Origin of the sequence: Rhizobacter sp. (assembly GCF_035702065.1) — a bacterium.
Taxonomy (GTDB): domain Bacteria; phylum Pseudomonadota; class Gammaproteobacteria; order Burkholderiales; family Burkholderiaceae_C; genus Rhizobacter.
The window spans coordinates 1-24,709 of the sequence record NZ_DASSRA010000328.1 but is presented as its reverse complement, the minus strand read 5'-3'; the positions used below and the strand labels follow the sequence as shown (position 1 = coordinate 24,709).

Sequence of the window (24,709 nt, the reverse complement as noted above, 5' to 3'; positions counted from 1 at the left end):
ATGCGGGTGTGGATGGCGTCGATGGGCCCGAGCCGGCAGGCCGAGGCCGGCACGAAGGAGCCCACCGCCGCCAGGAGCACGATCAGCGCCACCTGGCGCATGAAGGTGCTCTTGCCGCCCATGTTGGGGCCGGTGATCACGAGCATCTTGCGGGCTGCGTCGAGCCGGCAGTCGTTGGCCATGAAGTTGCCCGCGCCCGTCTCGGCCAGGCGCGCTTCGACCACGGGGTGGCGGCCGGCCTCGATGTCGATGCAGGGCTCGCGCACGAACTGGGGGCGGCACCAGTTGAGCGTGCCCGCGCGTTCGGCCAAGGCGGACAGTGCATCCAGGCTGGCCAGGGCGCGGGCCAGGCCGCTCAGCTCGTCGAGGTGGGCCTGCAGCTGGTCGATCACCGCCTCGTACAGCATCTTCTCCCGGGCCAGCGAGCGGTCTTGCGCCGACAGCGCCTTGTCCTCGAAGGCCTTGAGCTCGGGCGTGATGAAGCGCTCGGCGTTCTTCAAGGTCTGCCGGCGTTGGTAGTCGCTGGGCACCTTGCTGGCCTGGCCTTGCGTCACTTCGATGTAAAAGCCGTGCACCTTGTTGTATTGCACGCGCAGGTTGGCGATGCCGGTGCGGGTTCGTTCGCGCGTCTCCAAGTCGAGCAGGTAGGCGTCGCAGTTCTGGCTGATGCCGCGCAGCTCGTCGAGTTGGGTGTCGTAGCCGGGCGCGATCACGCCACCATCGCGCAGCAGCACGGCGGGCTCGTCGGCGATGGCGCTGCGCAGCAGGGCTTCGATGGCGGGCGAGGGGTCCATCGCCTCGGCCAGCATGTCCAGCAGCACGGCCTGGCCTGTGGGCACAAGCGCGCGGATGGCCGGCAGGCCTTGCAGCGTGGCGCGCAGGCCGGTGAGTTCACGCGGGCGCACCTGGCGCAGGGCGACGCGCGCGGTGATGCGCTCCACATCACTCACGCCGCGCAGTGCTTCGCGCAGCGGCTCGGGTGACTTGTCGAGCAGCACTTCGATTGCGTCGTGCCGCTGCGTGGCGACGGTGCGCTCGCGCAGCGGGTGCGTCAGCCAGTGCCGCAGGGCCCGGCTGCCCATGCCGCTGCGGCAGGTGTCCAGCAAGGAGAGCAGGGTGGGCGCGTCGTCGCCGCGCAGCGTCTGGGTGAGTTCGAGGTTGCGGTGCGTGGTGGGCGGCAGGTCGAGCAGGTCGCTGGCGCGCTCCACCGTCAGCGTGCGCACGTGGGCGAGCGCCTGGCCCTGGGTGTGCTCGGCATAGCTCAGCAGGGCGGCGGCCGCGGCCTGGGCGACCTGCATGTCCTGCGCATTGAAGCCGGCGAGGCTGGCGACACGCAGCTGCTCGCAGAGCTTGCGTGTGCCGAGCGCGGCGTCGAACTGCCAGGCCGGGCGGTGCGTGAGGGCGATGCGCGATTGCGCAAGCAAGGCGGGCACCTGGTCGCGGTCGACCAGGGCCTCGGCGGCGTTCAGGCGCGCCAGCCAGCCGGCCAGTTCGCGCTCGCCGCATTCGGTCATGCCGAGCTGGCCGTTGGACAGACCCAGCCACGCCAGGCCGTAGCTCACCACGCCGCGCCGGGTCTGCTGCGACACCGCGAGCAGCAGCGCATCGCGCTTGTCGGCCAGCAGCTCGGAGTCGGTCACCGTGCCCGGCGTGACGACACGCACCACCTTGCGCTCCACCGGCCCCTTCGCGGTGGCCACGTCGCCCACCTGCTCGGCAATTGCCACCGGCTCGCCCAGCTTGATCAGCTTGGCGAGGTAGCTCTCGACCGAATGCACCGGCACGCCCGCCATCACCACCGGCTCGCCGCCGCTCTGGCCGCGCTGCGTCAGCGTGATGTCGAGCAGCCGGTTGGCGCGGCGCGCGTCGTCGTAGAAGAGTTCGTAGAAGTCCCCCATGCGGTAGAACACGAGCGTGTCGGGGTGCTCGGCCTTGATGCGCAGGTACTGCTGCATCATCGGGGTGTGGTTCGCGAGATCGGGAGCCAGGGTCGCGGAGTTCATGCGGGGGTGTTCACCAGGGTCAGCCGCCTATTGTCGGGCAGCCTGCGCCGGTAACATCGCCGCTCTCAAGAACAAGAGGAGACCGCATGATCCGCCGCCACCTGCTGCTTGCCGCCGCGCTGAGCCTGTTCCTGGCCGGCACGGCGACGGCCGAGACCAAGACCTTGCTGCGCATTTCCACGCCCGCCGTGCCCGACGACTGGCACGCCAAGATGTGGACGGTGTTCAAGGACGAGCTGGAGAAGTCGGCGCCCGGCCAGTTCGAGGTGCAGATCCACCTGAACAGCGCGCTCTTCAAGCAGGGTGCCGAATCCACTGCCATGGCGCGTGGCAGCCTGGAGATGGCCGCCGTGTCGGCGCAGGACATCGCGAAGATCATGCCGGAGTACGCGATCTACACCGCCGGCTACCTGATCCGCGACCCGGCGCACCAGAAGAAGGTGTTCAACGGCCCCATCGGCGAAGAGATGGCCAAGGCCGTGGCCGCCAAGATGGACGTGCAGATCCTCACCGTGGCGTATCTCGGCACGCGCCAGCTGGCGCTGCGCGAGCCGCGCAAGGTGCAGGTGCCGGCCGATCTCAAGGGCGTGAAGCTGCGCATGCCGGCCACCAAGGAGTGGCTGTTCCTTGGTGAAGCGCTGGGTGCCACGGCCACGCCGCTGGCTTTCGGCGAGGTCTATCTCGCGCTCAAGACCGGCACCATCGACGGCGAGGACAACCCGCTGCCCACCGTGCGCTCGGCCAAGTTCCATGAAGTGACGAAGCAGATCGTGCTCACCAGCCACCTGGTCGACGGCCTCTTCATCACCATTGCCAGCAAGACCTGGAAGGGCCTCGCGCCCGAGCAGCAGGCCAAGGTGCGTGCCGCGGCCCTGTCCGCTGCCAAGTACAACGACGAGAACCGCATCCGCGACGAGGCCGAGCTGATCGCCTTCTTCAAGAAAGAAGGCCTGCAGGTGACCACGCCCGATGTGGAGGCTTTCCGCAAGTCGGTGCAGGCGAAGTACCTCGCCTCCGAGCAGGCCAAGACCTGGCCGGATGGCCTGCTCGAACGCATCAACGCCGTCAAGTAGGCGATGCGACAGCGTCTGGAACGGGCCGCGCAAGCGGTTGCGGCTGCGATCTTCGGCCTGCTGTTTCTCGTCTTTGTGTTGCAGGTCGGCGCACGGTTCCTCTTCGACCGCCCGCTCGCCTGGTCGGACGAGCTGGTGGTCATCCTCTACATCGCCATGGTGTTCTGGTCGGCGGCGCTGCTGCTCAAGGAACGCGAGCACGTGATGTTCGATCTGGTCTATGCCGCCTTGCCGCCGCAGGGCCGGCGCATCGTCGCACTGGTGGGCGCGCTGCTGATGGCCGGGCTGATGGGTGTGCTGCTGCCCTATGCCTTCGACTACGTGCGCTTCATGCACCGCGAGCCGACGGCAGTGCTGGGCCTGCCGTTCTCCATCGTGTTCGCTCCTTTCCTGCTCTTTGTGCTGGCGCTGGTCGTGATGTACCTGCGCAAGGCCTGGCGCCTGGTGTCGCGTGACTGGGAGCGCGCGCTGTGAGCCTCGCCCTGACCGTGTTGCTTGCCATGCTGTTCGCGACCTTGCTGCTGCGCCTGCCCATCGGATTCGGCATGCTGGCCAGCGGCGTGGCCTACCTGCTGGTGAAGGGGCAGGACGTCGGCCTCGTCGCCGAGCAGGTGCTCAACGGCCTCTACAACAGCTACGTGCTGCTGGCGGTGCCGCTCTTCATCTTTGCGGCCGCGATCATGAACTCGGGTTCCATCAGCGACCGGCTGTTCGAGTTCGCGCAAGTGTTCGTCGGCCGCCTGCGTGGCGGGCTGGCCCAGGTCGACGTGGTGGCCAGCGTGATCTTCTCGGGCATGAGCGGCAGCGCCATCGCCGATGCGGCTGGCCCGGGCCTGGTGAGCATCCGCGCGATGGTCAAGCACGGCTATTCGCCGGCCTTCGCGGGCGCCATCGTGGCGGCCTCGGCCACCATCGGGCCAATCATCCCGCCTTCGATCCCGCTGGTGATCTACGCGCTGGTGTCCGACACCTCGGTGGGCGCGCTGTTTCTCGGTGGCGTGATCCCTGGCCTCTTGATGGCGGCCGCGCTGATGATCGGCGTGCAGCTGGTGGCTCAGCGGCGCAAGCTGCCGCGCGGAGAGGCCGTGACGTGGAAGCAGCTGCCGCAGGTGCTGTGGCGGGGTGTCTTGCCGGTCTCGCTGCCGGTGGTGCTGCTGGGTGGCATCTACAGTGGTGTGTTCACGCCGACCGAAGCGGCGGCCGTGGCGGCCTTGTACGCGCTCTTCCTGGCGGTGGTGGTGTACCGCGCGCTCGATGCCCGGCGCTTCTACGAGGTGCTGATCGAGTCGTCGAAGTCGAGCGCTTCGGTCACGCTGATCGTGGCGACGGCCTTCCTCATCAACTATGCCTTCGCGGCGGAGAACGTGCCCACCGCGCTGGCGGCCTGGCTGAACAGCTTCAAGCTCTCGCCGACCGGCTTCCTGATCGGCGTGAACCTGTTGTTCCTGGTGCTGGGATGCTTTCTCGACACCTCGATCATGCTGCTGGTGCTGGTGCCCATTCTGCTGCCCACTGCGCGGCTGCTCGGGGTGGACCTGGTGCACTTCGGCGTGATGGTGGTCGTCAACATGATGATCGGCATGGTGACACCGCCCTTCGGCATGCTGCTCTTCGTGATCAACGCGCTGGCTGGGGTGCCGTTGAAGGAGATGATCCGCGAGAGCTGGGTCTTCATCGGCGTCTTGATCGTGGCGCTGGCGGTCATCACCTTCGTGCCGCAGACCGTGCTGTGGCTTCCGCAGGCGCTGGGCTACGGCGGCAAGTGACGGGCCGCCTTTGGCTCTGTCACTCGGCGGCGTGGCAGGCGAACTCGATGGGGTGGCCATCCGGGTCACCCAGTTGGGCCGCGTAGTAGTTCGCGTGCACCTGAGGCATCAGCACCGGCGCCGCGCGCGGCACCGCGCCGGCCGCCACGGCGCTCGCATAGGCGGCATCCACCAGTGCCCGGGTGGGGCAGTGGAAGGCAAAGTGCGGCGCGGGCCGGGCGGGCTCGCCGGCGCGCACCCAGAAGTCGAGGGCCTGCGCAGAGGCACCGAAGCCGAGCGAGCGCCCCTCGACGTGCAGGGCATAGCCCAGCGGGGCCAGTGCCGCTTGGTAGAAGGCGCGGGCGCGGGGCAGGTCGGCAACCTGGAGTTCAAGGTGGTCGATCATGGTGGGCATCTTCGTTGCGAAGCGATGATTCTCTGCAGCCGCGTGTGATGACGGGCCGCGTGATGGGCCTGCACAATGCGGCCAAACCTCGTTTGCCATGCCAATTCCGACGCCTGCCCTCGCCACTGTCCCCGCACTCGACAAGCTCGACCTGCGCATCCTCGACCGGGTTCAACTCAATGCCCGCCTGCCGGCCGAGGCCATCGCCGCCGAGGTCGGCCTGTCGGCCGCTGCCGTTCAGCGACGCCTGAAGCGCCTGCGCGAGACCGGCGTGATCCGCACCGAAGCTGCGCAGGTGGAGCCCGCTGCCGTGGGCCTGGCCCTGACGTGCGTGGTGGCGGTGGAACTGGAACGCGAGAACCACCAGGCCAATGACCTGTTCCGCCAACGCATCGCCGCGTGGCCGCAGGTGCAGCAGTGCTACTACGTGACGGGCCAGGCCGACTTCTTGCTCGTGGTGCTCGCCGAGGACATGGCGGCCTACGAGGCTTTCACGCGTGAGGCCCTGCTGTCGGACCCGAACGTGCGTGGCTTCACCACCTCGGTGGTGATGGATCGCGTGAAGGTGGGGATGACGCTGCCGATCGGCGGCGCCTGAGCTTCAGCGGGTTTCGGCGGCAGGCGTTTCGCCCGGCACCCAGCGCTCGTTCACCAGCAGCTCGTGCGGCCGGAACTGCGCCTTGTAGGCCATCTTGTCGCTCTCGCCGATCCAGTAGCCCAGGTACACGTGGCGCAGCTTGAGCAGCTTGGTCTGCTCGATCTGCCACAGCACGTTGTAGGTGCCGTAGCTGGTGCGCTCTTCGGGCTCGTAGAAGGTGTAGACCGCCGACAGGCCGTCGTTGAGGATGTCGAGGATGGAGACCATCTTCAGCGCACCCGGCGTGCCATCGGCGGAGGGTTCGCGGAACTCCACCAGCCGCGAGTTGACGCGGCTTTGCAGCAGGAACTGGGTGTACTGGTCGACGCTGTCGTTGTCCATGCCGCCGCCGCTGTGGCGCCCGGCCTGGTAGCGCAGGTAGAGCCGGTAGTGCTCGGGCACAAAGCACAGGCGCAGCACGCGGGCCTGCAGGTTGCCGTGCTGCTTCCAGGCACGGCGCTGGCTGCGCGAGGGCTCGAAGTTCTTGACCGGGATGCGCAGCGGCACGCAGGCGCGGCAGCCGTCGCAGAAGGGCCGGTAGGTGAACATCCCGCTGCGCCGGAAGCCGTTGGCCACCAGGCCGGAGTAGGCGTCGGCGTGGATGAGGTGGCTGGGCGTGGCCACCTGCGAGCGCGCCATGCGGCCCGCGATGTAGCTGCACGGGTAGGGCGCTGTGGCGTAGAACTGAATCGATGAGAGCGGAAGCTCTTTCGGGTGGGTCACGTGCCAGGTTCCTGTGTGGGCGGGCTCGCCTTTCAAGGCTCTTTCGCCTTGTCGACTTCAAGGTGCGCCCACATCGCCGGATGATAGGTCCAATCCCTGATGGAAGGCTCCCTGATCCGTGGGGTGATGGCGGCCTCGAACTCGCTGCGCGGGATCTCGCGCGCACCCAGGGAGGCCAGGTGGCCGGTGCGCTGCTGGCAGTCGATCAAGCCGATGCCGTGGTGGCGGCAGAAGCAGATCAGCGCGGCCATGGCGATCTTGGAGGCATCGGTGCGGTGCGAGAACATCGATTCGCCGAAGAACATGTGGCCGAGGTTGATGCCATACAGCCCGCCCACCAGTTGGCCGTCGACCCAGGTCTCGAAGCTGTGCACGGCTCCCAATGCGTGCCAGTCGCAGTAGGCGTCGATCATCTCCGGCACGATCCAGGTGCCAGCCTGGCCGTCGCGCGGCGTCTGGGCACAGGCGGTGATCACGCGGCGGAAGGCGCTGTCGATGCGGATCTCGCAGCGCTTGTCCATGGCGAAGTGCTTCACTGTCTTGCGCAGCGAGCGCGAGAGCTTGAACTCGTCGACGAACAGCACCATGCGCGGGTCGGGCGACCACCACAGGATGGGCTGGCCCGCGCTGTACCAGGGGAACACGCCCTTGCCATAGGCCTCGGCCAGTCGCTCGGGCGTGAGTTCGCCGCCTGCGGCGAGCAGGCCGGGTGCATCAGAGCCGGCGGGCAGGGCGAACCGCGTGTCAGGCAGGGGGTCGAGAGGATGGCGCAGCCACGGGATCATGAGCACGCTCGCACGGCACCACCCGCTCGGGCTGAGGTATCGAAGCCGGGCACGGCCTGCGCAAGGCTTCGATACCTCAGCCCGAACGGCTTCCTCATTGCGCCTTTGACTCGCAAGCCTCGGTGGCCGCCACCGGCTTCTTCTGCGTGAGCGTCACCCCATGGCGCACCGCCACGATCTCGGCCAGGATGGACACGGCGATCTCGGCCGGCGTGCGCCCGCCCAGGTCGAGGCCGATCGGGCCGTGCAGGCGGGCGATCTCTTCGGCGGAGAGGTCAAAGAGCTTCAGCCGCTCCTTGCGCTTGGCGGTGTTGCTGCGCGAGCCCAGGGCGCCCACGTAGAAGGCAGGCGACTTGAGCGCCTCCAGCAAGGCCATGTCGTCGAGCTTGGGGTCGTGGGTGACGGCCACCACGGCGCTGTGCGGGTCGAGCTGCAGCTCCAGCACCAGGTCGTCGGGCATGCTGCGGCTGAACTGCGTGCCGGGCACGTCCCAGGTGAGGTGGTATTCCTCGCGCGGGTCGCAGCAGATGACCTCGAAGTCGAGCGCCAGCGCCATCTGCGCCAGCACGCGCGAGAGCTGGCCGGCGCCGATCACCAGCATGCGCCAGCGGGGGCCGAAGAGGGCGCGCATCACCTGGCCGTCGAAGCTGAACTCTTCGCCGCGTGCGGCGGCTTCCACCTGGACCCGGCCGGTTCGCAGGTCGAGACGGCGCGCCACCAGCTCGTGGCGCTGGGTGCGGGCCAGCACCTCGTCGATCCAGGCGGTGTCGCGCAGGGGTTCTTGCACCAGGCGCAGGTTGCCACCGCAGGGCAGGCCGAAACGGGCGGCTTCTTCCTTGGTGACGCCGTAGGTGACGAGCGAGGGGCGCTCCACGTCGTCGCCCCCGCGCACGCGCTCGATCAGGTCGTCTTCGACACAACCGCCCGACACCGAACCCACCACCAGGCCGTCATGGCGCATGGCCAGCAAAGCGCCGGGGGGGCGCGGGGCCGAGCCCCAGGTCTCGATGACGGTGACCAGCCGCACGGCATGGCCGTCGGCATGCCATTGGCGCGCTTGGGTCAGAACTTGGAGGTCGAGGCTGTCCATCGGGTGGCTCCATCGGGGTCGGGCCATGGTAGCGCGCAGGGCTGGAGGGGGCGGGCCGAGCTTTCCCTGTCGTCTCCCATGCCTTTCAGAGCCGCTGCAGCGAAGCGGCTTTCGGCTTATCGTCGCGCCTTCATCGCTGAAGGAGACAGCCCCATGAAGACTGCATTTTTCGGGGCCGGCCTGATGGGCGCCGGCTTCGTGCGCCGCCTGCGTGCCACCGGCCATGAAGTGAACGTGTGGAACCGCAGCCCCGCCAAGGCACGCGCCTTGGAGTCCGAGGGCGCCAAGGCCTTTGACGACCCCGCCCACGCGCTCGAAGGCGTGGGCCGCATCCACCTCTCGCTGGCCGACGACGCTTCGGTCGACGCCGTGCTGGAGCCCCTGGCCGGCAAGATCGCGCAGGGCACCTGGATCGTCGACCACACCACCACCGCCCCCACGCCCACCGGCGAGCGCGTGGCGCGCTGGCATGCGCGCGGGCGCACCTTCGTGCACGCGCCGGTGTTCATGGGCCCGTCGAACGCGCAGGAGGGCACGGGCCTCATGCTCGTCTCGGGCGACAAATCGCACCACGACACGCTGCTGCCCGAGTTGCAGAAGATGACCGGCACCGTGGTTTACCTCGGCGAAGCGAACGATCGTGCGGCGGCGTTCAAGCTCTTCGGCAACCTCACGCTGATCGGCATCATGGGTGTGCTGGGTGACGTGAACCGCCTGGCCCACGCCTGCGGCATCTCCAGCGCGGATGCCTTCTCGCTCTTCAAGCACTTCAACCCGGGCCAGATGCTGCCGGCGCGGGCCGAGCGCATCGTGTCGGCCGACGCCACCAAGCCTTCTTTCGAGGTGAGCATGGCGCGCAAGGACGTGCGCCTGATGGTCGAGGAGGCCGAGCGCGGCGGCACGCCGCTGCTCGTCATGCCGGCCGTGATGGCGATGTTCGACGCCGCCATCGCGCGCGGCGAAGGGCACCTCGATTCCGTCGTGGCAGCACGCGTGCCGCCACGAGGCTGAACGGCATCAGCTCACAGGGCCGGCACGATCGTGAGAGACCACTTGTTGAGCGTGCCCACGTCCACCGCCGCCGCGTCCACCACACGCAAAGTCCAGTTGCCCTGCATGGCCTGGCCCTGCAGCGCCGAGAGCGGCGAGAGCGGCGTGGCCGAGTCGTAGGTCACGACCAGGTTGTCCTGCCCACCGCCGAGCTGGCTGTGCAGCACCACGCTGCGGCCGCCAGGCGAGGCGAGTTCGATGCGCAGATCGCCGATGTAGGTGTGGGTGATGTCTACCGCCACCTTGAGCTGGCCGACCGTGCCGGCGCGGCCGATGGCGATGACGCTGCTCACGCCGGTGGGGTTGTTGTCGGGGATGGCGGCATTCGGTGAGGCTTCGCCGCTGGCCGTGGCAGCACCGGTCTCCACCTCCAGGTCGATGCTCCAGCGGTTGAGCTGGCCCACGTCCTGACCTTCGTTGTCGCTGATCTTGAGCACCCAGTCGCCTTCGGCTCCCTGGCCCACGATGGAGGTGAGTGCGGTGACCGAGGCCGAGTCATAGCGCTGCACCAGGTTGTCGTTGCTGCCGCCCGCGCGGTTGTGCAGCACCGCCTTGGCACCGCCCGGCGCGGCGAGCTCGACGACGAGGTCGCCGATGTAGGTGTGCGTGATGTCGAGGTTGAGCACCAGCCGCTTCACCGTGCCGGCGGCCGCCATGCGGATCTTGCTGGTGACACCGGCCGGCTTGTTGTCGGGGATGGGCAGGGCGGTCAGGTTCTCGCCATGCGTCGATGGCGCGGGGGCCGCCGCGCCCACGCGGAAGCCGATGCGCACGTCGGGCACGCCGACGTTGGAGAGCACCAGGCCCGACTCGGCGCCGCTCCACAGGCGCGTGGACGGCCGGGTGCTGTTGGACAGCGCCACGCCGTTCACCGCCGAGAAGAGGTCGGTGCCATCGCCCTGGTTCACGTTGTGCTCCAGGTCGGTGTTGCCGTCGGCCTGCAGCAGCGCGCACTGGTAGTGGCGCGCGCCCGTGCCTTGCTGGAACTCGTTGGAGCCGAGGATGTCGCAGTGGTAGATGGCCAGGCCGCTCGACGGCAGGTGCTGGTCGAGCCCGATCTTGGCGCGGTTCTCGACGATGAAGTACTCGTTGGGTGCGCCGGTGTTGAACTTGAGCACGGTGTTGTAGTCGCCGTGCACCGCCTGGATGTCGGCGGGGGTGTTGAGGATGATCTCGTTGTCGCACCAGCCGACCAGGTCGCGCAGGTAGGAGCACACCGGCGACGGGGTGCGGCCGTTGTTGAGGTGGTTGCCCGAGCCCATCAGGCAGTAGCTGCCGATGCCCGCGCTCTGCACGCCGTCGCCCTCGCGGTTGACGGCGCCGTAGTCGTACATGTCGGGGAAGCGGCACAGCAGGTGGCCGTTCTCGTGGCAGAAGGTGCCGATGCTGAGGTCGGAGGCGCTGCGCCCGGCGCTGGTCAGCAGGTAGAGGTTGGTGGAGATGGCGCCGTAGCGCAGGTTGAGCGTGGAGTTGTGCGGCCACAGCTCGCCCTCGTACTGCGTCTGCCCGGCGTACATGATGTTGAGCGCATCGAGGATGCCCTCGTGCCGCGAGTCGTAGTTGGCGAGGTTCACGCCCGAGGCCACGGCCAGGTCGAGCGCCTCCTTCACGAGCAGGTTGTTGATGTAGAAGCTGCGGTTCTGGCTCAGGCGGAAGGGGCCGACCACGTCGTTGGTGTAGTCGAGCTTGCCGGTGGAGACGGTGCGGAAGTACTCGCGCGCCGAACTGAAGTTGCCGTTGCGCGTGTAGTTGGGCGCATTCAGCAGGTCGCTCACGTCGGCCTGGGTGACGGTGGTGCGCACGTCCTGGAACTCCACCAGGATGGTCAGCCCGCGCACCGTGCCATTGGCCAGGCGCCGGCCTTCGAGCAGGCCCTGGCTGGGGCCGAAGGTGAGCGCCGCGGAGTTGGCCATGCGCGCCCCGGCCGGGCGGATGCGACTGCGCCGCGCCTCGAAGCGGCCGTGGCGCACCGCCAGCGTTTCGCGCAGGTGGCGCGGGGTGGCGGCCGGCGGCAGGGCGGTGACCGGTACGCCGCTCGACACGAGCACGCCGTTGTGCAGATAGGCGTAGCAGAAGACGCCGCGGTCGCTGTCGCTCACGGCGGTGTAGCCGTCCACGGTCTCGTAGGTGGCGTAGAACTCGTCGCCGGTGACGCGCAGGCGGATGTCGGGGCCGTTGGCCTGGCCGAAGCTGAGGGTCTCACCGAAGATGGCGCTCATGTCGTGGTCTCCTTGAAGCACAGCCGCGCGCCCACGCGCGGCGCGTGATGGAGAGAAGATAGGAGCTTCGGCCGGCCGTGGCGTCCCTAGATTGATGCTCAAACGTGGGGGATGGACCGCTGGCTGCGCCCCAAGGAGACCTCGCATGCCCCTGCTCGGCCGCGCCGCCATGCTGCTCACCTTCGACATCGCACCGGAGGCAGTCGCCGAACACGACGACTGGCACACCCACGAGCACCTGCCCGAGCGGCTGGCCATCCCCGGCTTCCTGCGCGGCACGCGTTGGGTAGCCGATGGCGAAGGCACGGGCTACTGCGTGCTCTACGAAGTGGCGCAGCTGGAGACGCTGGCCAGCCCCGCCTACCTGGAACGCTTGAACCACCCCAGCCCTTGGACGCAGAAGATGATGCCCCACTACCGCGGCATGACGCGCGGGCTGTGCGAGGTCGCCCACAGCCACGGCCTGGGGGCGGGTCACTTCGGCCTGCTTGTGCGCTTCAAGCCGGCCGGGGAGGCGGCGGCTGCGCTCGATGCCTGGCTCGGCACCGAGCTGTTGCCTCGGATCACTCAACAGCCCGGTCTGGGCAGCGCCCACCTGCTGCGCAGCGGCATGGCGGCGGCCATGACCTCCGAGCAGCGCATCCGCGGCGCCGATGCGGGCGTCGACTGGGCCGTGCTGGTCACCGGCTACCAGCGCGAGGCGCTGCAGCGGCTTGCGCAGGGCGAACTCGGCCCGGCCCAGCTGGCGCAGCGCGGTGCGGCCGGTGTGCTGTCAGCAAGCTATCGCAGCGCCTACACCCTGGCCGCGGCGGAGCTTCTTCCGGCAAGAGGATGAGGCGGGCCGTGCCCACCCCGGGCGGCGATCCGCGTTAAGGTGGGCCGATGCGCTTGATCGGCCCCACCGCCCGCCACGTCCTGGCCCACCCGGGCCGCTTCCTGCTCCAGGCACTCAAGGCCTTCCGCGCCAACCAGGGCCTGCTGCTGGCCGGCGCCGTGGCGTACTACGCGCTGCTGTCCATCGTGCCGCTGCTCATCCTGACGGTGATCGTGCTCTCGCACGTGATCGACCAGGCCGAGCTGCTGGCCACCATCGGGCGCTACCTGGAGTGGCTGATCCCGGGCCAGTCGCGCGCCGTGGTCGGCGAACTGGGCAACTTCCTGTCCAACCGCGGCTACATGGGCTGGGTGCTGCTCGCCACGATGCTCTTCTTCAGTTCACTCGCCTTCACGGTGCTGGAGAACGCCATGTCGGTGATCTTCCTGCACCGCATGGAGGTGCGCCGTCGGCACTACCTGGTGTCGGCGCTGCTGCCGTATGCCTACATCCTGTCGCTGGGGGCGGGGCTGCTGATCGTCACGCTCGTGGCGGGCAGCCTGCAGGCGATCGGCCAGGAGAGCTTCGAGCTCTTCGGCCGGGAATGGTCGCTCAGCGGCTTCTCCGGCGTGATGCTCTACCTGCTGGGCCTGTCCGGCGAAGTCTTCGTGCTGGCCTCCATCTACCTGGTGATGCCGGTCGGCCGCCTGGCGCTGCGCCACGCGCTGATCGGCGCGGTGACGGCGGCGCTGCTGTGGGAAGTCACGCGCCATGTGCTGGTCTGGTACTTCGGCACGCTGTCGCAGGTGAACGTGGTCTACGGTTCGCTCACCACCGCCATCGTGGTGCTGCTCAGCCTGGAGATCGCCGCCGGCCTGCTGCTGTTCGGGGCGCAGGTGATCTCGGAGTACGAGCGGGTCGAAGCCTCGCTCTAGTCCCCTCCAGCCCCTCTAGTCCACCCGCACGAAGTGCTGCCGCACGTGGCTGCGGTCGAGCATGTCGAAGTGCCACCACTCGTTGTCGATGCCGTTGAACTGGCCGTGCGCCAGCACGCGGCGCAGCAACTCGCGGTTGCCCACCTGCGCCGGCGTGAGCGTGCCGCTGGCCAGGTGCTGCGCTTCGAGCCGGGGGTGCGAGAGCTCGGTCATCTCGTCGAAGCTGGTGCCCATGTCGAGCTCGCGGCCATGCACGTCGATCAGCGTGGCGTCGAGCGCCATGCCAAAGGAATGGATGGAGCCGCGCGCCGGGTCGGCCACGTACTCGCGCAGGCCGGTGCCGTCGAGGAAGTCCCACAGCTCCACCTGCACGCGGTGGGGCCGCAGCGCATCGAGCACCAGCACGCGGTGGCCGGGCGCCTCGCGCGCCAGCAGCGCGGCAGCCTGCTCCAGGCCGCTGGCGGCCAAGTGGTGCAGCCAGCTGCAATCGAGCTGGCCGTAGAGGTCGCGGCCGACGAAGTTGCGCGGGCCGGCGTAGCGCAGGTCGACGGCGATGCCGGGGATGGACGAGAGGCGGCGGAAGTCGGGATGGGAGGCGATGTCTTCGCAGCGCATGGGGCAGAGAGGTCTGGTGTGCTGTGAGGATAGCGGCAAGCCTTCACAATCGACCCGCACCACAACAGAAACGTTCCCATGGATGCTGCCGAACTGGCCCGGATCGCCGCCTTCGAGATGCAGACGCTGGGCATGCGGCCCGCGTTCGCACCCGAGGCCCTGCACGAGGCCCAGGCGCAGGCCGGCGAGCCACTGGAACACGGCCCCGGCATCCGGGACCTGCGCGACCGCCTGTGGTTCTCCATCGACAACGACGACACGCTCGACCTCGACCAACTGAGCTGGGCCGAGGCGCTGCCCGATGACGTGGTGCGCCTGGCCGTGGCGGTGGCCGAGGTCGACGCGCACGTGCCACAGGGCGGCGCGCTCGACGCGCATGCCGCGGCCAACACCACCTCGGTCTACACCGCGGCCGGTGTATTTCCCATGCTGCCGCCACTGCTTTCCAACGACCTGAGCTCGCTGCGCGAAGGCGTGGATCGCCTCGCCGTGGTGGTGGAGATGGATGTCAACGGCGACGGTGAGGTGACCGGCGCGGAGATCCACCGCGCCCTGGTTCGCAACCACGCCAAGCTGGCCTATGACGGCGTGGCCGCCTGGCTCGATGGGCACGCGCCACCGCCGCCCTTGGTGGCGGCCCGCCTGGAACTGCAGACCCAGCTGCACCTGCACGACCGCGTGGCGCGCTCACTGCGCCTGGGGCGGCACCGGCGCGGCGCGCTGAACATCGCCACCGCCCAGGCGCGGCCGGTGTTCGCCGATGGCGAGCTGGTCGACCTGCGTGCCGACCACAAGAACCGCGCCAAGGACTTGATCGCCGACCTGATGATCGCCACCAACGGCGTCACGGCCCGCTACCTCTCCGAGCACGGCCAGCCAACGCTGCGCCGCGTGTTGCAGGAGCCGCGCCGCTGGGACCGGCTGGTGAGCCTGGCCGCGCCGTTCGGCACCCGCCTGCCGGCTGCGCCGGACGCGCTGGCACTCGACCAGTTCCTGATCGCGCGCCGGCAGGCCGACCCCGCGGGCTTCGAGGACTTGTCGCTTTCGGTGGTCAAGCTGCTCGGCTCGGGCGCATATGCCGCGGTGGCACCCGGCGCGCCACCGGCGGGGCATTTCGGCCTGGCCGTCAACGACTACGCCCACTCCACGGCACCCAACCGTCGCTTCGTCGACCTCGTGACACAGCGCCTGCTCAAGGCGGCGCTGGACGGCCGCGCAGCGCCGTACACGATCGAGCAGCTCGAAGCCATCGCCCGGCACTGCACGCAGCAGGAAGACACGGCCTCCACCATCGAACGCCGCGTGCTGAAGGCGGCCGCTGCGTTCCTGCTGCATGGGCGCATCGGCGAGAGTTTCGACGCCATCGTCACCGGCGTGACGCCCAAGGGCACCTTCGTGCGCATCACCTCGCCGCTGGTCGAGGGGCGCGTGGTGAGCGGCTTCGAGGGCCTGGATGTGGGCGACCTGCTGCTCGTGCGGCTGAAGAGCGTCGACGTCGGCCAGCGCTTCATCGACTTCGAGCGTGCCACGTGAGGCGGCGTCTCCTGCTCGGCCTGTTGGCGACCATGTTGCTGGGTGCTTGCAGCGCCTGGCGCGAGCCCACCGTGCCCATGCGCACCATCGCCGAGCCAGCCCGCTGCAGCACGCGGCCCGACACCTTGCTCGTGCTGCTGCCGGGCATGCGTTCGCTGCCTGAAGAGTTCCAGCGCGAAGGCTTCGTGCAGGCCGTGCGCGACCGGCAGATCGCGGCCGACGTGCTGCTGGTCGATGCCCACTGGGGCTACTACGACAACCGCTCCATCGTCGACCGCCTGCGTGCCGACGTGATCCAGCCGGCGCGCTTGCAAGGCTACCGGCACATCTGGCTGGCTGGCATCTCGCTCGGGGGGGTGGGTGCGATGCTCTACGCCGAGGCCTGGGCGGGCGAAGTCGATGGCGTGGTGATGCTGGCGCCTTACCTCGGCACGCTGGAATCGGCACAGCAGATCCAGAGCGCGGGCGGGCTGGCGGCATGGCAGGCTCCGCCGGACGGTGATGACGACGTGAGGCTGTGGCGCTGGCTGCAGGTGCAGACCCAGCACACGGCTGACGCGAAGAAGCTCCCGCTCTATCTGGGCTACGGCCAGTCCGACCGCTTCGCCTTCAACGCCGAGGTGCTGCGCCAGGCCCTGCCGGCCGGGCGGGTGTTCACCACCGCAGGCGGCCACGATTGGGATGCATGGACGGTGCTGTGGCAGGCGGTGCTTGACGCCGGTGCTCTGTCGAGCATCCCTTGTGTGCGGGGTGCTCCCTAGCTTGGCAGTTGAAGCAGCCGGCCCTGCAGTCCAAAGTGAAAGCTCGTCTCGACGCTCGTGTCGACGCTTTCCACGGGAGAACACACCATGGCCCAAGCCAGCTTCCAGGTCTCGACCTACCAGTACTACAACTGGTCTTCGCGCAAGACCGGCAAGACCAACCTGATCCTCAAGGGCGGCGGCCAGACCTGCTCGGTCTGGTTCGTCGAAGACCCGGCGGCCAACCTGCCGCCCGCGGCCCAGGTGGCCCCCAACTACTATTCGTTCTACTACCACCACAGCCAACTGCCCCACCTCATCGACATGCTGCGCAACGAGAAGCCGATCACCGTGTTCTTCAACGACGACAACGGCTTCGCCAACTCGCGCATCTCCACCTCGGACGAACCGGTGGGCGAAGGGGAGCAGGCCTGAACCGATGAAGAGATGGATCGCCGGCGCACTGATCGGACTGACAAGCTTCGCCGCCTGGGCCCAGGCGGCAGGCGGCCCCCTCGGCCCCGGCGACCACAGCTTCTCGCTCGTGCACGCGGGGCAGACCCGCCAGTACCGCGTGCACGTGCCGCCGGGCTACTCGGCAGAGCGCCCGATGCCGGTGGTGTTCTCGCTGCATGGAGGCGGCGGCAACATGGATCTGCAGGCCAATGACAGCTTCTACGGCCAGATCTCCAAGGCCGACCAGGCGGGCTACGTGGCGGTGTTCCCGAACGGCTACAGCCGGCTGCGCTCGGGCAAGCTGGCCACCTGGAACGCCGGCCACTGCTGCGGCGCGGCACGCGACAACGGCAGCGACGACGTGGGCTTCATCCGCGAGATCGTCCAGCGACTGAGCGTGCAGCCGGGCATCGATGCCCAGCGCTTCTACGTCGACGGCATGTCCAACGGCGGGATGATGAGCTACCGCCTGGCCTGCGAGATGCCCGAGGTGTTCAAGGCCATCGCCGCCGTGGCGGGCACTGACAACACGCGCGAGTGCGCGCCAAAGTCGCCCATCTCCATCCTGCACATCCACGCCAAGGACGACCCGCTCGAGCTCTTCGATGGCGGTGCCGGCCGCCAGCGGGCCGCAGTGACCTCGTTCGTGTCGGTGCCCGACTCGGTGGCCAAGTGGGTGCGCCTCAACGCCCGCAACCCCACGCCGAAGCGTGTGCTCGACCAGGCCGATGCCCACTGCGACGCCTACACGGGTTGCCGCGGCGGGGTGGAAGTGAAGCTGTGCGTGACGGAAACAGGTGGCCACTCGTGGCCGGGCGGCAAGAAGCCGCGCGGCGGCGCGGCCGGGTCGACGGCCTTCTCGGCCACCGACCTGATCTGGGACTTCTTCAGCGCCCGCTGACCGGGCCGCACCCGCTCAGGGCCGGACCTGGTCGATCTGCACCGCCACCTGCTTGGCGCCCGGCTTGACCACCGGCCCCACGCCGATCAGGTCGCCCGGGCCGGGTGTGGCGCTGCCGGTCTTGGAGACACGCGCCTCGATGCGCACCTCGGCGGCGCTGGAGAGCTTGAACTCCGGGCTCATGGCCATGGAGTCGTCGAGCTTGAACTCGAGCGGCAGGTCGGACACCTTGGCACGCAGCACCGCCAGCGGGATGCGCGAGCCCTGCGGGTTGCGGGCGAAGACGAACACGGTGTCGGTGGGCTGCACCTTGGCGGCCAGCTCAGGCGAGATCGTCAGCTTGCCGCTGACAGATGCATTGGCCGCGGGCGGCTGCTTGGCCACCGCCTGCTCGGTCTTGTCGGCAGGTGTAGAGGCCACCGGCACCACGCCACCCGGCCCGGCCATCTGCGCACGCGTCTTGGCCACGGCTTCGCTCAGCCACTTGGCGTCGTCCGAATCGGGTGGCACGAGCTTGAGCAGGTGCTCCCAGTGCGTCACGGCGCCGGCGAAGTCGTTGCGGTTGTAGGCGGCGGTGGCGGCAAGCGAGATCGCCATCGGGTTCTCGGGGTCGATCTTGAGCGCCTGGTTGACGATCTCCATCGGCTTGCCGTCGAAGTTGCCCATGGCGCGGGCGGCGAGCACGTCGCCGTACTCGGCCAACAGCGTGGCGTTCTCGTTGAGTGCCGGGCCGATGCGCTTGAAGGCGGCCTCGGCTTCGGGCAGCCGGCCCATGGCGCGGTAGGAGCGGGCCAGCACCACCCAGCCCTTGGGGTCGGACGGATCCTTCTCCATGCGGGCGGCGAGCTGGGCCACCATCTGCTCCACGTCCTGCGAGGTCGGCGCCTTGGCGGCGTAGGGCGCCAGCGCGGCGGGCGAGCCCAGCCAGCTGTAGAGGCCGGCCGCGGCCAGCGGCAGCACCACGGCCAGGGCCCAGGCGGTGCGGCGCATGCCGAAGGGGGGCGCTGCGGCGGCTTCGGGCGTGCCGCTCACGTCGTCGATCAGGCGGCGCTGCAGCTCGGCGCGGGCCTGCGCGTGGTCCCCGGCGGACAAGGTGCCCGCCGCCAGGTCGCGGTCGAGTTCGAGCATCTGGTCGCGGTAGACGCTGGCATTGATGTCACCGGCCGAGGCCGGCGCAGCGGCCTGGGGCGCGCGGCGCCAGGGGCGCAGCAGCAGCAGGAGGGTGGCGACGACGAGCACCGCCGCCGCCAGCACGAAACCGGTCATCAGGAGTCTCCCTTGAGCAGTGCGTCTGCCCGGTGTTGGTCTTCAGGCGAGAGGGCCGCGTCGGCCGGCTTGCGCTTGCGCAGGAAGACGACCAGCCCCGCCAGCGCGGCGGCCAGCAGCACGAAGGGCCCGCCCCACAGCAGCCAGGTGGTGGGCTTGACGGGTGGGCGGTAGAGCACGAAGTCGCCGTAGCGGCTGACCAGGAAGTCGCGGATCTCCTGGTCGCTCTTGCCTTGCTTGATGAGGCCGCGGATCTCGCGGCGCAGGTCCATCGCGAGATCGGCGCGCGAGCCGGCCAGCGATTCGTTCTGGCACACCAGGCAGCGCAGCTCTTCGGAGATCTGGACGAGGCGCTGTTCGACCACCGGGTCTTCGGCCAGCGGGGCGGCTTCGTTGGCCTGCGCCGCGAAGGCCCACAGCACCATCGCCAGCGCGGCGAGCATCTTGCTCATCTTCATTTCTGCAGCTCTTGGATCAGGGGCACGATCTTGGTGGCCAGCACCTCGCGCGTCACCGGGCCGATCTGCTTGAAGCGGATCATGCCGGTCTTGTCGATCACGTAGGTCTCGGGCACGCCGTAGACGCCGTAGTCGATGCCTACGCGGCCGTCGGCGTCGACCACCGAGAGGTCGTAGGGGTTGCCGAAGCGCGCCAGCCAGTTCTTCGCGTCCTCGGGCTTGTCCTTGTAGTCGAGGCCAATCAGCGGCGCCAGGCGGCTCTTGGCGAACTCGACCAGCACCGGGTGCTCTTCACGGCACGACACGCACCACGAGGCCCACACGTTGAGCAGCCATACCTTGCCGGCCATTTCCTTGGGGCCGAAGCTGCCGGCGGCGTCGAGCTGTGGCAGGGAGAACATGGGGGCGGCCTTGCCCACCAGAGGCGAAGGCACCTCGCGCGGGTCGCGGTTGAGGCCGATGCCGAGGAAGATGGCCAGCACCAGGAACAGCACCAGCGGCACCAGGATCAGCAGGCGCTTCATGCGGGCACCCCCTCGGTGACCACCGCGCGCGACTTGAGGCGGTAGCGCCGGTCGGCCGCGGCGACGGCGCCGCCGAGCGCCATCAGCAGGCAGCCGCCCCAGATCCACATCACGAAGGGCTTGTAATAGACACGCACGCTCCAGGTGAGGCCCTGAGCGTCGAGCGGCTCACCGAGGGACACGTAGAGGTCGCGGGTGAAGCCGGTGTCGATGGCGGTCTCGGTCATGGGCATTTGCGACGAGAAGTAGTTGCGCTTCTCGGGGTGCATCTCGCGCAGCGACTGGCCGTTCTTCAAGAGCTCGATGTCGCCCCGCTGGGCCACGTAGTTGGGGCCCTGCACCTCCTGCACGCCGCGCAGCTTGACGGTGTAGCCGCCCATCTCGACGGTGTCGCCGATGGCCATGCGCACGTCTCTTTCGACCTCATAGCCCTTGACCATGGTGACGCCGACCACGAACACCGCAATGCCCAGGTGCGCCAGGTGCATGCCCCAGAAGGAGCGCGGCGGCCAACCCGACTTGAGGCGTTCGCGGATCTGGAACACGGTGCTGGCAGCGATCCACACCGCCAGCAGCAGACCCAGCGCCACCAGCGGGCTCCAGCTGCCCACGAGGAAGGGCAGGCCAACGCCCGCCACCACTGCCAGCACGGCGGCGATGCGCAGGCGCTGCGCCATGTCGCGCGCGTCGGCGTGCTTCCAGCGGGCCAGGGGCCCAAGCGCGATCAGGAACAGCAGCGGCACCATGATCGGCACGAACACCGCGTTGAAGTAGGGCGGGCCGACCGAGAGCTTGCCCATGCCCAGTGCGTCGATCAGCAGCGGGTAGAGCGTGCCCAGCAGCACGGAGCCGCAGGCCACGACCAGCAGCACGTTGTTGACCAGCAGCAGCGTCTCGCGCGAGAAGAGTGCGAACGCGCCGCCCATGCTGACCTTGGAGGCGCGCCAGGCAAAGAGCGTGAGCGAGCCGCCAATCACCACCGTGAGGAAGGCCAGGATGAAGATGCCGCGCTTGGGGTCGGTGGCGAAGGCGTGCACCGAGGTCAGCACGCCCGAACGCACGAGGAAGGTGCCCAGCAACGACAGCGAGAAGGCCGAGATGGCCAGCAGCACCGTCCAGTTCTTGAAGCTGCCGCGCTTCTCGGTGACGGCCAGCGAGTGGATCAGCGCCGTGCCCACCAGCCAGGGCATGAAGGAGGCGTTCTCGACCGGGTCCCAGAACCACCAGCCGCCCCAGCCCAGCTCGTAGTAGGCCCAGTAGGAGCCGAGTGCGATGCCGATGGTGAGGAAGACCCAGGCCACGTTGGTCCAGGGGCGCGACCAGCGCGCCCAGGCGGCGTCGAGCCGGCCGGCCAGCAAGGCGGCGATGGCGAAGGCGAAGGCCACCGAGAAGCCCACGTAGCCCTTGTAGAGCATGGGCGGATGCACCACCAGCCCCGGGTCTTGCAGCAGCGGGTTCAGGTCGCGGCCGTCGGGCGCGGCGGGCAGCAGGCGCTCGAAGGGGTTGGAGGTGAGCAGCATGAAGAGCAGGAAGCCGGTGCCGACCAGGCCCAGCACGCCCAGCACGCGCGCCACCATGGCCTGCGGCAGCTGGCGCGAGAACAGGCTGACGGCGCACGACCAGCCGGTGAGCATCAGCAGCCACAGCAGCAGCGAGCCTTCGTGCCCGCCCCACACCGCCGCCGCGCGGAATGCTGTGGGGAGCTTGGAGTTGGAGTGGTTGGCGACGTAGAGCACCGAGAAGTCGTTCGCCAGGAAGGCCTGCATCAGGCAGCCGAAGGCGAACGCCACCAGCACGAACTGGGTCTGTGCCGCCGGTCGGGCCAGTGTCATCCAGCCGGCATGGCCGCGGTGGGCGCCGATCAGGGGCAGGGTGCCTTGGGTGATGGAGATGAGGAGGGCAAGGATGAGTGCCAAATGGCCGAGTTCAGGTGTCATGGCTTGACCGTCTTCCCCATCTTGGCCGCTTCATCGACCGCGTGTTTGGCCTCGGGAGGCATGTAGTTCTCGTCGTGCTTGGCCAGCACCTCGGTGGCGACAAACTCGCCGCTGGCGCCGAGCTTGCCTTGCACCACCGCGCCCTTGCCTTCCTTGAAGAGGTCGGGAAGGATGCCGGTGTAGCTCACGGGCACGTCCTTGGCGGTGTCGGTGATGACGAAATGCACCGTCATCTGCTCGCGCTTGAGGCTGCCCTCGCGCACCATGCCGCCGACGCGGAAGGGCCGGTTCTTCGGCGCCTCGCCGGCAGTCACCTGGGTGGGCGTGAAGAAGAAGGCGACGTTGCTCTGCAGTGCGTTGAGCACCAGGCCGACGGCGACACCGAGGCCGGCGAGCGCCCCCACGATGATCGCAATGCGTTTGTGACGAGGCTTCATGGCTGCGCGGCCCGGGCGGTGCCAGGCAGGTAGTGACTTGAGCTGATCATGTGAGCGAGGGCTCTCGGGTTTTCGTGACGCGGTCTGCACCGCTGTGCAGTTCCGGCTGTCGTCCAACGCCGGATTATCTGCGCACCCCGTCTAAGTGACTCGCAGGGGTCTGCGAGTTCCGTACTTGTAGCACCTGAGTGCAGACCCGAAAAGCGTGCTCCGTATCTTCTGCGACCGTGTGTAAGGCCGTCGTCGTTTGCCAACTATTGACGTTATTTTCCGGGTCGTGAGGCCCGATGATGCGCCCGGAGCGAGAACCAGGCGCTACGCACCGTGATCGCGCGGTGCGAGTGCCCGGCAGACAAAGAAGATTGGAGAAGCGCGTGACCCTGACCCGCAAGTATCCGGAGCGTTCGGAGTAGCCATGCTGTTCGGCTCTCCCAAGCCCGCTGCCAGCACGGCCGACACCGGCCGTGTGCCGGGGCGTCCGCTCGAGCAAGGGGGGTGGTTCAGCCGCGAGGAAGCCATCATGGGCACCGCGGTGCGCGTCGAGCTGTGGGCCGAGAGCCGCGCCGTCGGCGAGACCGCCATCGACGCGGTGATGGCCGAGATGCACCGCATCGACCGCAGCATGAGCCCGCACAAGCCCGATTCCGAGCTGTCGGTCATCAACCGCGAGGCCGCAAAGCAGGCTGTGCCATTGAGTGCCGAGATGACGCGCCTCATCGCCCGTGCGCTCGACTTCTCCGAGCTGTCTGCCGGCGCCTTCGACATCACCTACGCCGGCGTCGGCCAGCTCTACGACTACCGCCTGGGCATCAAGCCCAGCGAAGAAGCCCTCGCCAAGGCGCGTGCCACGGTGGGCTTTCGCCACCTCATCCTCGACCAGAAGGCCCGCACGCTGCGCTTCGGGCGGCCTGGCATGCGCATCGACCTCGGCGGCTTCGCCAAGGGCCATGCGGTGGACAACAGCGTGGCCATCCTCAAGCGCCACGGCATCGTCAATGCGACCGTGGCGGCCGGCGGCGACAGCCACGTGATGGGCGACCGTGGCGGCCGCCCCTGGAGCATCGGCATCCGCGATCCGCGCCGCCCTGGTGGCGTGGTGGCGGTGCTGCCGCTCGAAGACGTGGCGATCTCGACCTCGGGCGACTACGAGCGCTTTTTCGAGCAGGACGGCGAGCGCTGCCACCACGTGATCGACCCGCGCACGGGCAAGTCACCGAGCAGCGTGCGCAGCGTGACGATCCTGGCGGATGACGGGCTCACGACCGAAGGCCTGTCCAAGTGCCTGTTCGTGATGGGGTTGGAGAAGGGCATGCGGCTCATCGAGTCGCAGCCCGGTGTCGATGCGGTGGTGGTGGATGCGTCCGGTGTCTTGCACTACTCGTCCGGGTTGCTGTCGGCGGTTTCGCAGCCGCACCAGTGAACCGCATGCCGTTTGTGATTGATCGGACTCGTATGGAGGCGAACATGAAGAAAGTCCTGACAAGAATCTGCACGCTGGCGTGCATGGCTGCCGCAGTGAGCGTGATGCTCGCCGGCTGCGGCAGTGGCAGCAAGGATGGTGACAGCACGGTCACCGTCGAAGGCGATGTGCCTTTGGCCTACGTCAAGCGCTCGACCGCGCTCAGCATGAACCCCACCGACGGCGCGCCCACCGCACCGGGTGGCGACCTCATGGTGCGCGAGAAGTCCTCGCCCAGTGCCCCTGAATACAACGTCACCGCCGGCATCACGCAGGGCGTGGGCGATGCGTCCGACCCCGAGGTCTCGTACGACGGCAAGAAGATCGTCTTCGCGCTGCGCTGCCCGGCCTCCAACACCTCGATGATCGGCACGGCCAAGGCCTGTACCGGCCGCTGGAACATCTGGGAATACGACATGAGCGCCGGTGGGCTCACCGGCGGTACGCTGCGCCGTCTCACGAGCTCGAGCGATCACGACGACGCCGACCCGGCCTACCTGCCGGCCGGCGGCGGCTTCGTGTTCACGTCCAACCGCCAGACCAAGTCGAAGCCCAACCAGGCACTCGGCCAGAGCTACAAGGCGCTCGACGAGTACGAGCGAGAGCAGGTGATGAACCTGCACACGATGGACGTGAACGGCGGCAACATCACCCAGATCTCGTTCAACCAGAGCCACGACCGCAACCCGGTGGTGCGCCCCGACGGCACCATCATGTTCTCGCGCTGGGAGCACGTGGGCGACCGCAACCGCTTCGCCGTGTTCAAGGTCAAGCCCGACGGCACCGACATGTTCGTGCTCTACGGTGCGCAAAGCCCGGGCAACAGCTTCCTGCACCCGCGCGACATGGACCCGCAGGGCAAGTTCAAGGGTTTCCTCACCTCCGACCTGATGCCCCTGTCGA

Annotated in this window: 25 protein-coding genes; 13 read left to right on the top strand and 12 right to left on the bottom strand. The window is 68.6% G+C overall.

The annotated features are described in order from the left end of the window. On the bottom strand, nt 1-2,003 hold a 2,003-nt coding region (mutS, locus tag VFL64_RS14740; protein WP_489541137.1), incomplete at its 3' end, for a DNA mismatch repair protein MutS. Between the two features lie 86 nt (nt 2,004-2,089). Here mutS and VFL64_RS14735 point away from each other — a divergent pair. The 3 genes from VFL64_RS14735 to VFL64_RS14725 are packed head-to-tail and all read left to right on the top strand — an operon-like array spanning nt 2,090 to nt 4,842. Then, nucleotides 2,090-3,076 carry a sialic acid TRAP transporter substrate-binding protein SiaP gene (locus VFL64_RS14735; protein WP_489541136.1) on the top strand — a complete coding sequence of 329 codons (987 nt, stop codon included), beginning with the start codon at nt 2,090-2,092 and terminating at the stop codon, nt 3,074-3,076. Between the two features lie 3 nt (nt 3,077-3,079). Next, nucleotides 3,080-3,550 carry a TRAP transporter small permease gene (locus tag VFL64_RS14730; RefSeq protein WP_489541135.1) on the top strand — a complete coding sequence of 157 codons (471 nt, stop codon included), beginning with the start codon at nt 3,080-3,082 and terminating at the stop codon, nt 3,548-3,550. Next, nucleotides 3,547-4,842, top strand: a complete 1,296-nt coding sequence (locus VFL64_RS14725) for a TRAP transporter large permease (protein ID WP_489541134.1) — start codon at nt 3,547-3,549, stop codon at nt 4,840-4,842. Before VFL64_RS14730 ends, VFL64_RS14725 begins: the two co-directional genes overlap by 4 nt. Nucleotides 4,843-4,861: 19 nt before the next feature. Here VFL64_RS14725 and VFL64_RS14720 read toward each other — a convergent pair whose 3' ends face one another. Next, nucleotides 4,862-5,227 (bottom strand): VOC family protein, encoded by a 366-nt coding sequence (locus tag VFL64_RS14720; RefSeq protein ID WP_489541133.1) that lies wholly within the window; start codon nt 5,225-5,227, stop codon nt 4,862-4,864. A gap of 97 nt (nt 5,228-5,324) precedes the next feature. On the opposite strand from VFL64_RS14720, the gene VFL64_RS14715 reads away from it, so the two are divergent. Beyond that, nucleotides 5,325-5,825: an Lrp/AsnC family transcriptional regulator gene (locus VFL64_RS14715; protein ID WP_489541132.1), complete on the top strand. Its 501-nt coding sequence runs from the start codon at nt 5,325-5,327 to the stop codon at nt 5,823-5,825. 3 nt (nt 5,826-5,828) lie between these two features. On the opposite strand, the gene VFL64_RS14710 is transcribed toward VFL64_RS14715, so the two are convergent. The 3 genes from VFL64_RS14710 to VFL64_RS14700 all read right to left on the bottom strand — a co-directional run bounded on the left by VFL64_RS14710 (nt 5,829) and on the right by VFL64_RS14700 (nt 8,462). Continuing rightward, nucleotides 5,829-6,587 carry an arginyltransferase gene (locus tag VFL64_RS14710; RefSeq protein ID WP_489541131.1) on the bottom strand — a complete coding sequence of 253 codons (759 nt, stop codon included), beginning with the start codon at nt 6,585-6,587 and terminating at the stop codon, nt 5,829-5,831. 32 nt (nt 6,588-6,619) lie between these two features. Further along, entirely contained in the window at nt 6,620-7,372 is a 753-nt protein-coding gene (gene aat, locus VFL64_RS14705; RefSeq protein ID WP_489541130.1) for a leucyl/phenylalanyl-tRNA--protein transferase, read from the bottom strand. Between the two features lie 94 nt (nt 7,373-7,466). Then, nucleotides 7,467-8,462 (bottom strand): XdhC family protein, encoded by a 996-nt coding sequence (locus tag VFL64_RS14700; RefSeq protein ID WP_489541129.1) that lies wholly within the window; start codon nt 8,460-8,462, stop codon nt 7,467-7,469. A 153-nt stretch (nt 8,463-8,615) separates the two neighbouring features. On the opposite strand from VFL64_RS14700, the gene VFL64_RS14695 reads away from it, so the two are divergent. Beyond that, the gene (locus VFL64_RS14695; RefSeq protein ID WP_489541128.1) at nt 8,616-9,473 is read left to right on the top strand and encodes an NAD(P)-dependent oxidoreductase; all 858 of its coding nucleotides are present in this window, start codon (nt 8,616-8,618) and stop codon (nt 9,471-9,473) included. An 11-nt stretch (nt 9,474-9,484) separates the two neighbouring features. Here VFL64_RS14695 and VFL64_RS14690 read toward each other — a convergent pair whose 3' ends face one another. Further along, on the bottom strand, nt 9,485-11,731 hold the full coding sequence (locus VFL64_RS14690; RefSeq protein ID WP_489541127.1) for a M6 family metalloprotease domain-containing protein: 2,247 nt from the start codon (nt 11,729-11,731) through the stop codon (nt 9,485-9,487). Between the two features lie 145 nt (nt 11,732-11,876). On the opposite strand from VFL64_RS14690, the gene VFL64_RS14685 reads away from it, so the two are divergent. Then, nucleotides 11,877-12,566, top strand: coding sequence for a hypothetical protein (locus tag VFL64_RS14685; RefSeq protein ID WP_489541126.1), 690 nt, complete (start codon nt 11,877-11,879; stop codon nt 12,564-12,566). Nucleotides 12,567-12,613: 47 nt separating this feature from the next. After that, entirely contained in the window at nt 12,614-13,480 is an 867-nt protein-coding gene (locus VFL64_RS14680; RefSeq protein WP_489541125.1) for a YihY/virulence factor BrkB family protein, read from the top strand. 15 nt (nt 13,481-13,495) lie between these two features. Here the strand turns inward: VFL64_RS14680 and VFL64_RS14675 are convergent, their stop codons facing one another. After that, complete coding sequence (locus VFL64_RS14675; RefSeq protein WP_489541124.1) at nt 13,496-14,095, bottom strand: M15 family metallopeptidase; 600 nt, start codon at nt 14,093-14,095, stop codon at nt 13,496-13,498. Between the two features lie 78 nt (nt 14,096-14,173). Here VFL64_RS14675 and VFL64_RS14670 point away from each other — a divergent pair, with 78 nt between their 5' ends. From VFL64_RS14670 to VFL64_RS14655, 4 genes are all read left to right on the top strand, one after another. Next, the gene (locus tag VFL64_RS14670; protein ID WP_489541123.1) at nt 14,174-15,628 is read left to right on the top strand and encodes an RNB domain-containing ribonuclease; all 1,455 of its coding nucleotides are present in this window, start codon (nt 14,174-14,176) and stop codon (nt 15,626-15,628) included. After that, complete coding sequence (locus VFL64_RS14665) at nt 15,625-16,389, top strand: alpha/beta hydrolase (RefSeq protein ID WP_489541122.1); 765 nt, start codon at nt 15,625-15,627, stop codon at nt 16,387-16,389. The genes VFL64_RS14670 and VFL64_RS14665 overlap by 4 nt, the downstream gene beginning before the upstream one ends. Before the next feature lie 87 nt (nt 16,390-16,476). Further along, nucleotides 16,477-16,803 (top strand): hypothetical protein, encoded by a 327-nt coding sequence (locus VFL64_RS14660; protein WP_489541121.1) that lies wholly within the window; start codon nt 16,477-16,479, stop codon nt 16,801-16,803. Between the two features lie 4 nt (nt 16,804-16,807). After that, nucleotides 16,808-17,725 carry an extracellular catalytic domain type 1 short-chain-length polyhydroxyalkanoate depolymerase gene (locus tag VFL64_RS14655; RefSeq protein WP_489541120.1) on the top strand — a complete coding sequence of 306 codons (918 nt, stop codon included), beginning with the start codon at nt 16,808-16,810 and terminating at the stop codon, nt 17,723-17,725. 15 nt (nt 17,726-17,740) lie between these two features. Here VFL64_RS14655 and ccmI read toward each other — a convergent pair whose 3' ends face one another. Genes ccmI through ccmE form a run of 5 tightly spaced genes read right to left on the bottom strand, consistent with a single transcriptional unit; the run spans nt 17,741 to nt 22,347 of the window. Further along, entirely contained in the window at nt 17,741-18,991 is a 1,251-nt protein-coding gene (gene ccmI, locus VFL64_RS14650) for a c-type cytochrome biogenesis protein CcmI (RefSeq protein WP_489541119.1), read from the bottom strand. After that, nucleotides 18,991-19,443: a cytochrome c-type biogenesis protein gene (locus VFL64_RS14645; protein WP_489541138.1), complete on the bottom strand. Its 453-nt coding sequence runs from the start codon at nt 19,441-19,443 to the stop codon at nt 18,991-18,993. Before VFL64_RS14645 ends, ccmI begins: the two co-directional genes overlap by 1 nt. 2 nt (nt 19,444-19,445) lie before the next feature. Further along, nucleotides 19,446-19,973, bottom strand: a complete 528-nt coding sequence (locus tag VFL64_RS14640) for a DsbE family thiol:disulfide interchange protein (protein ID WP_489541118.1) — start codon at nt 19,971-19,973, stop codon at nt 19,446-19,448. After that, nucleotides 19,970-21,910: a heme lyase CcmF/NrfE family subunit gene (locus tag VFL64_RS14635; protein ID WP_489541117.1), complete on the bottom strand. Its 1,941-nt coding sequence runs from the start codon at nt 21,908-21,910 to the stop codon at nt 19,970-19,972. The genes VFL64_RS14640 and VFL64_RS14635 overlap by 4 nt, the downstream gene beginning before the upstream one ends. Continuing rightward, nucleotides 21,907-22,347, bottom strand: coding sequence for a cytochrome c maturation protein CcmE (gene ccmE / locus VFL64_RS14630; RefSeq protein ID WP_489541116.1), 441 nt, complete (start codon nt 22,345-22,347; stop codon nt 21,907-21,909). The genes VFL64_RS14635 and ccmE overlap by 4 nt, the downstream gene beginning before the upstream one ends. Before the next feature lie 415 nt (nt 22,348-22,762). On the opposite strand from ccmE, the gene VFL64_RS14625 reads away from it, so the two are divergent. Together VFL64_RS14625 and VFL64_RS14620 are read left to right on the top strand one after the other, a co-directional pair. Continuing rightward, a complete protein-coding gene (locus tag VFL64_RS14625) occupies nt 22,763-23,767 on the top strand; it encodes an FAD:protein FMN transferase (protein ID WP_489541115.1) in 1,005 nt (334 codons plus the stop codon). Between the two features lie 44 nt (nt 23,768-23,811). Further along, a partial coding sequence (locus VFL64_RS14620) for a TolB family protein (RefSeq protein ID WP_489541114.1) occupies nt 23,812-24,709 on the top strand: 898 nt, incomplete at its 3' end.

Bases quoted from the DNA above. Each gene is read 5' to 3' on its own strand.
- VFL64_RS14670 (WP_489541123.1), top strand. From the start codon at position 14,174: ATGGATGCTGCCGAACTGGCCCGGATCGCCGCCTTCGAGATGCAGACG.
- VFL64_RS14645 (WP_489541138.1), bottom strand. From the start codon at position 19,443: ATGAGCAAGATGCTCGCCGCGCTGGCGATGGTGCTGTGGGCCTTCGCG.
- VFL64_RS14730 (WP_489541135.1), top strand. From the start codon at position 3,080: ATGCGACAGCGTCTGGAACGGGCCGCGCAAGCGGTTGCGGCTGCGATC.
- VFL64_RS14735 (WP_489541136.1), top strand. From the start codon at position 2,090: ATGATCCGCCGCCACCTGCTGCTTGCCGCCGCGCTGAGCCTGTTCCTG.
- VFL64_RS14680 (WP_489541125.1), top strand. From the start codon at position 12,614: ATGCGCTTGATCGGCCCCACCGCCCGCCACGTCCTGGCCCACCCGGGC.
- VFL64_RS14695 (WP_489541128.1), top strand. From the start codon at position 8,616: ATGAAGACTGCATTTTTCGGGGCCGGCCTGATGGGCGCCGGCTTCGTG.
- VFL64_RS14640 (WP_489541118.1), bottom strand. From the start codon at position 19,973: ATGAAGCGCCTGCTGATCCTGGTGCCGCTGGTGCTGTTCCTGGTGCTG.
- VFL64_RS14625 (WP_489541115.1), top strand. From the start codon at position 22,763: ATGCTGTTCGGCTCTCCCAAGCCCGCTGCCAGCACGGCCGACACCGGC.
- VFL64_RS14685 (WP_489541126.1), top strand. From the start codon at position 11,877: ATGCCCCTGCTCGGCCGCGCCGCCATGCTGCTCACCTTCGACATCGCA.
- aat (WP_489541130.1), bottom strand. From the start codon at position 7,372: ATGATCCCGTGGCTGCGCCATCCTCTCGACCCCCTGCCTGACACGCGG.
- VFL64_RS14655 (WP_489541120.1), top strand. From the start codon at position 16,808: ATGAAGAGATGGATCGCCGGCGCACTGATCGGACTGACAAGCTTCGCC.
- VFL64_RS14635 (WP_489541117.1), bottom strand. From the start codon at position 21,910: ATGACACCTGAACTCGGCCATTTGGCACTCATCCTTGCCCTCCTCATC.
- ccmE (WP_489541116.1), bottom strand. From the start codon at position 22,347: ATGAAGCCTCGTCACAAACGCATTGCGATCATCGTGGGGGCGCTCGCC.
- VFL64_RS14720 (WP_489541133.1), bottom strand. From the start codon at position 5,227: ATGATCGACCACCTTGAACTCCAGGTTGCCGACCTGCCCCGCGCCCGC.
- VFL64_RS14690 (WP_489541127.1), bottom strand. From the start codon at position 11,731: ATGAGCGCCATCTTCGGTGAGACCCTCAGCTTCGGCCAGGCCAACGGC.
- VFL64_RS14700 (WP_489541129.1), bottom strand. From the start codon at position 8,462: ATGGACAGCCTCGACCTCCAAGTTCTGACCCAAGCGCGCCAATGGCAT.
- VFL64_RS14675 (WP_489541124.1), bottom strand. From the start codon at position 14,095: ATGCGCTGCGAAGACATCGCCTCCCATCCCGACTTCCGCCGCCTCTCG.
- VFL64_RS14715 (WP_489541132.1), top strand. From the start codon at position 5,325: ATGCCAATTCCGACGCCTGCCCTCGCCACTGTCCCCGCACTCGACAAG.
- VFL64_RS14660 (WP_489541121.1), top strand. From the start codon at position 16,477: ATGGCCCAAGCCAGCTTCCAGGTCTCGACCTACCAGTACTACAACTGG.
- ccmI (WP_489541119.1), bottom strand. From the start codon at position 18,991: ATGACCGGTTTCGTGCTGGCGGCGGCGGTGCTCGTCGTCGCCACCCTC.